The organism is Actinomyces ruminis (assembly GCF_002154335.2).
Classification (GTDB): Bacteria; Actinomycetota; Actinomycetes; order Actinomycetales; family Actinomycetaceae; genus Actinomyces; species Actinomyces ruminis.
Genome location: NZ_MTPX02000067.1, coordinates 1 through 4,859, shown reverse-complemented (window position 1 = coordinate 4,859; position 4,859 = coordinate 1). Strand labels below are relative to the sequence as shown.

Genomic DNA, 4,859 nt, shown 5'->3' with positions numbered 1-4,859 from the left:
CCGGGTCACCACCACCCGCTCAGACACATTCCCAGCCGTCCACACCACCAAACCCCACCGAATCAACTCCCCATGCAAACCAGCCACCCGCTCACGCGCAGCCGCCACCGCCCCACGCACACCATCATCCAAATCAGCCAACACAATCCGCTCGGTCTTCTCAGCCATGAGAGCACTCCTTCGTGACGGGCCGGCTCGCTGCCGGCCATGTTTTGTGGTCATCACGATCCTGCTCGCCGCGGGGCAAACAGTCACCGCCCCCGCTGCACGTTCGTGCACGATCCTGAGCTAGGTAAGCGGGCTCGAGCGGTGTACCACGTTGCCCACGAGCTATGGAAGCCGGTAGACGCTGAACCGGAAGCTCAGGGTGATGGAGGTGAGACGGCACACGGCATCGAGTGCGCGATCCGACTGGGATGACCAGATGTACGGCGACATGCGAACAATATCGGCGCCCACGGTTGCCACGTTGCCCTCGACGAGAGAGTGAACCTCATCCTCGTGAACCAATTGCCACGAGTCCGGAACCGCTGGCGTTGTACCGGTCTGCTTGCGCACTTCCCGATAGATGGACTTGCGGATCTCGATCAGATGATCAGGCCCCGGTCCGGCCACCACCAAATACGCCCCGCGACGCGATACCCGTGCGATTGCCGCCTCTGGAACCGGCGAAAATACACTGATGATCGTATCGATCGAGTCGTCAGCCAGTGGAGGCTGGAAGCAGTTCCCGACCAGGTACATTCCCCCCGGGTCCAACCGAGCGGCGCGTGAAATACCCTTTTTTGACAGGTCAATACCGATACGAAGAGGCGGCTTGCTCAGGTCGCATAGCGAACGGGTGTAGTACCCCTCGCCGCACCCCAAGTCAAGAACGGAGCTGGGGCTGGTGGTTGCCACCACATGTCGCAAAACGTCTCGCATCGGCGCATAGGCGGCGGCGTCGAAGACCCGGGCCCGAGCGGCGATCATCGCGGCGTCATAACCCCGCCTGTCTCCTGGCCGTTGTCGTCCAACCAGGACATTGACATAGCCGGAGCGTCCGAGGTCGAATGTGTGCCCACGCTCGCAGCGCAGGTTCCGTGGCTCTCGAAACAACGGTCCGGAACAGACCGGACACCGCAGTAGGTAAACGGGATCGGTTGAGGAATCCAAATCAGCGCAGCGTGTCGGCCAGGTCGCCGATGCGTCCGAGTAGTCCGTTGAGGAAGCGAGGCGAGTCGTCCGTCGACAGCATGCGGGCCAGCGTGATCGCCTCGTCCACTGCTACCGGCGCGTCGACGTCGTCGTTCCAGACGATCTCCCAGGTGGCCAGGCGCGCGATGGCCCGATCCGTGGCCGGCATACGGCTGAGCACCCACCCGTGGGAGTAGGTCTCGATGGTCTCGTCGATCTCGGTCAGGTGGTCGGCGACGCCGGCCAGCGCCTGACGCGTGTATGCGGGTGCCTCGGTGCGATTGGCGGAGTGGAAGGCGCGCTCGGCGGCCAACTCCCGCAGATTCTGTGCCCCGGCCGTCCCGGCCAGCAGACCGCGCTGATCGGCCTCGAAGAGGACCTCGACGGCACGTCGGCGCGCCTTGGTGCGCGCGGTGACCGGGAACTTGGGGTGCCCGCCCGCAGCAGCGGGAGCGCCGTCGTCCAGCGGCTCCTCGACGGTGTCGGGCTGCGACACCGGTGTGGATTCGGTCATCGGCGGTCAGTCGGTGACGCGGGAGATGTAGGAGCGGGAGCGGGTGTCGACCTTGACCTTGTCGCCAATGTTGAGGAACAGCGGGACCTGGATCTCGGCGCCGGTCTCCAGCGTGGCCGGCTTGGTTCCCGCCGAGGAGCGGTCACCCTGCAGCCCGGGCTCGGTGTGGGAGATGGTCAGCACGACGGCGGCCGGCAGCTCCACGAACAGCACGGTCTCCTCGTGGAAGGCGACGATGACGTCCTGACCCTCCAGCATGAGGTCGGCGGCGTCGCCGACCACGTCGGCCGACACATAGGTCTGCTCGTAGGTCTTGACGTCCATGAAGACGAAGTCTTCGCCGTCCTTGTAGGAGAACTGCATGTCCCGCCGGTCGACGGTGGCGGTCTCCACCTTCAGGCCGGCGTTGAAGGTCTTGTCGACGGTCTTGCCGGACAGGACATTCTTGATCTTGGTGCGCACGAAGGCGGGGCCCTTGCCCGGCTTGACGTGCTGGAACTCGACTACCTGCCACAGCTGGCCCTCCAGGTTGAGCACCATGCCGTTCTTCAGGTCGTTCGTCGTTGCCACGTGCGGTTCCTAACTCGCTAGAGGATTGCTGGAAGTCTCAGACCGGGTAAGCCTACCGCGACGACCCGGCCACTCCCCCGGCTGCCGCCTGTCATGCCGGTCACGGCGAGGGGGCCGCGGTGAACCGTTTGGGCGCTTCACAAGTGCCGGTCCCGGTAATGGGGACGGGCGATGCGATGCGGTATTGGGCGAGATGACGGCTAGTGGAAACTGGTGACGTCCTCGCGCAGGGCGTGTACTTCGCCCAGACGGGCGAGCGTGGCATAGCGCTGCTCGGCGTACGGCAGGGAGACCTCCAGCAGGAACTCGGCCATGCGGTCCTGCCCCTGGCGTGCCAGCTCTGCGGCGAGGGAGCGGATGTCGTCCGGGTGCCGGTTCTGGCTCATCTTGGCCTTGCCCTGCACCCGCTCGATGCCGACTTCCACCGCCACGATCGCCCGCGCCATCCGTTCCAGCTTCTCCTCCCCCACGGCACCGAGCATCTCGTCGGGCTCGTGCAGCTCGGTGAGCCTACGAGCCGCACGCAACGCCGCCTCCGGGCTGGGGTCGATGCGCACCGGTCCCCACACGTGCATGGTGATGTAGTCCCAGGTGGGCACATTCGGCTTGGCCTCGTTGGTGGCGTACCAGCGGGGCGAGACGTAGGCGTCGACGTCGTCGAAGATCACCATTCCGCGGCCGGTGATCGGCTCGCGTACCTGTGGGTTGTTGCGCACCAGGTGAGTGACCAGCGTGCCGCGCTCGGCGTCGCGGTAGAAGGGCACGAGCGTGGCCGCCGGCCCATCGGCGTGCACAGTGATCAGGTTGCCGACGTGGGGCTGGTCCAGCAGGGAGGCGACGTAATCCTCGGGAAGCTCAAAGTGCCGCGGCACATACATGTGTTCAGCCTATGGCTCGGCTTGCCGCTGGGTCGAGTTCCTACCGCTCGGCAACCCGTTCCAGCACCAGGGCGGCGGCTCGCTCCGGGGTGGTTTCGGTGGTGTCGACGACGACGGCACCCACCCGGGCGCACGCCTCCTCCCGCTCGCGCAGCATCCGGGTGAAGGCCTGGTGGACGTTGCCCAGCGCCACCGAGCGCGGCGCATCCAGGCCGTTGCGGGTGGCCAGGCGCCGCGGCGTGGCGGTCAGGTGCACCAGGCAGGCCCCATCGGCCCGGGCTTGCGCCAGGGCTGCCTGCACGCCGTCGTCATCCAGGCAGCCGGAGCCCAGGGCGATAACGGCGCCGTCCGCGGCCCGCGCGAGCATTCGTCGCGCGGTGGCCCCCTCGGCGCGCCGGTAGTGGTCCTCGGGAATGCTCACCAGGGCGAGTTCGGGAACGGTCCCCAACGTCGCGGCGGTCTCCCGTCCGACGTCGAGCAGCGGCAGCCCGGTAGTGTTCGCCAGAGCGCGCCCGACACTGCTGCAGCCGTGCCGGGGGCGCCGAGCAGCACCACGCTCGCCGGGCTCATGCCGGGTCTCCGGCATCTGCGCCGGCGGGCGGAGCGGTGACGGCCTCATGGGCGGCGCGCAGCACCTCCAGCTCGGGCTCCACACCGCGCACCGGTTGGGCGATTCCATCCAGCAGTACCATGCGCAGCCGCCCCGCGCGCACCTTCTTGTCGGAGGTCATGGCGTCGTATAGGGCGTCGAAGGCACCCGCCCCCTGTGGGAACGCGACCGGCAGCCCGGCGGCCGCGAAGGCGCGCCGGTGCAAGGCCACTGCCGCGACGTCGAGCCGACCTAGCCGGTGGGCGACCTCGGCGGCGAAGACGCAGCCCACGGCGACGGCCTCGCCGTGCCGCCAGGTGTAGTCGGTGACCTTCTCAATGGCGTGGGCGTAGGTGTGTCCGTAGTTGAGGATCTCCCGCAGCCCGGACTCGGTGAGGTCCTCCCCCACCACGGCGGCCTTGACCGCCACCGCGCGGGCCACCAACTCCGCAATGACCGGGGAGTCGGCGGCCGGTACGGCGGGTGCGGCCAACACCCGGTCCAGGATGGCCGGATCGGCGATGAACCCGCACTTGACGACTTCGCCCATCCCGGCGCGCAGCTCCGCCACCGGCAGGGTGGCCAGGGCGGCCAGGTCGTCGATCACGGCGGTCGGCGGGTGGAAGGCGCCCACCAGGTTCTTGCCGGCCTCGGTGTCGATGCCGGTCTTACCGCCGACGGCCGCATCCACCATGGCCAGCAGGCTGGTGGGCACCTGCACGATGGGTACGCCGCGTAGCCAGGTGGCGGCGGCGAAACCGGCCAGGTCAGTAGTGGCGCCGCCACCAACGCCCACCAGGCAGCCGTCCCGGCCCAGGTGGAAGGCGCCCAGTTGCTCCCAGATCTGGTTGAGTACGCCCGTGTGCTTGGCGCTCTCCCCGCCCGGCACCTCGATCCGGGTCACGCGCAGCCCGGCGGTGCTCAAAGCCCGCTCATAGTCCGCGGCGGGGGCGGCCAGCGCGTCGGCGTGAACAATTGCCACCCCGCCCGCGCCGGCCCCTGGGGCGGCGGCAACGGCATCGGTGACGGCCTGGGCCAGCCCGCTGCCAATCACGACGTCGTAGGGGCGGGCCGCGGCGGTGCCGGGCACGGTTATCCGTGTGCGCCCGCCTGATGCACCTGGCGGGGGGCG

General features: G+C 68.3%; 6 protein-coding genes and 2 pseudogenes. All 8 read right to left on the bottom strand.

Going from position 1 to position 4,859, the window contains the following annotated elements; genetic code table 11:
* Positions 1-168 (bottom strand): annotated as a pseudogene (locus BW737_RS18710) (L-ribulose-5-phosphate 4-epimerase); the annotation flags it as partial.
* A gap of 162 nt (positions 169-330) precedes the next feature.
* Positions 331-972 carry a methyltransferase domain-containing protein gene (locus tag BW737_RS12185; RefSeq protein ID WP_086616081.1) on the bottom strand — a complete coding sequence of 214 codons (642 nt, stop codon included), beginning with the start codon at positions 970-972 and terminating at the stop codon, positions 331-333.
* Positions 973-1,029: 57 nt separating this feature from the next.
* Positions 1,030-1,155, bottom strand: a pseudogene (locus BW737_RS20050) (putative RNA methyltransferase); the annotation flags it as partial.
* Position 1,156: 1 nt separating this feature from the next.
* On the bottom strand, positions 1,157-1,690 hold the full coding sequence (gene nusB / locus BW737_RS12180) for a transcription antitermination factor NusB (protein ID WP_086616082.1): 534 nt from the start codon (positions 1,688-1,690) through the stop codon (positions 1,157-1,159).
* A gap of 6 nt (positions 1,691-1,696) precedes the next feature.
* Entirely contained in the window at positions 1,697-2,260 is a 564-nt protein-coding gene (gene efp, locus BW737_RS12175) for an elongation factor P (RefSeq protein ID WP_086616083.1), read from the bottom strand.
* A gap of 200 nt (positions 2,261-2,460) precedes the next feature.
* Positions 2,461-3,138, bottom strand: a complete 678-nt coding sequence (locus BW737_RS12170) for an FMN-binding negative transcriptional regulator (RefSeq protein WP_086616084.1) — start codon at positions 3,136-3,138, stop codon at positions 2,461-2,463.
* A gap of 40 nt (positions 3,139-3,178) precedes the next feature.
* Entirely contained in the window at positions 3,179-3,724 is a 546-nt protein-coding gene (locus BW737_RS12165) for a shikimate kinase (protein WP_257210804.1), read from the bottom strand.
* On the bottom strand, positions 3,705-4,859 hold a 1,155-nt coding region (gene aroB / locus BW737_RS12160), incomplete at its 5' end, for a 3-dehydroquinate synthase (RefSeq protein ID WP_099330379.1). The genes BW737_RS12165 and aroB, both read right to left, overlap by 20 nt.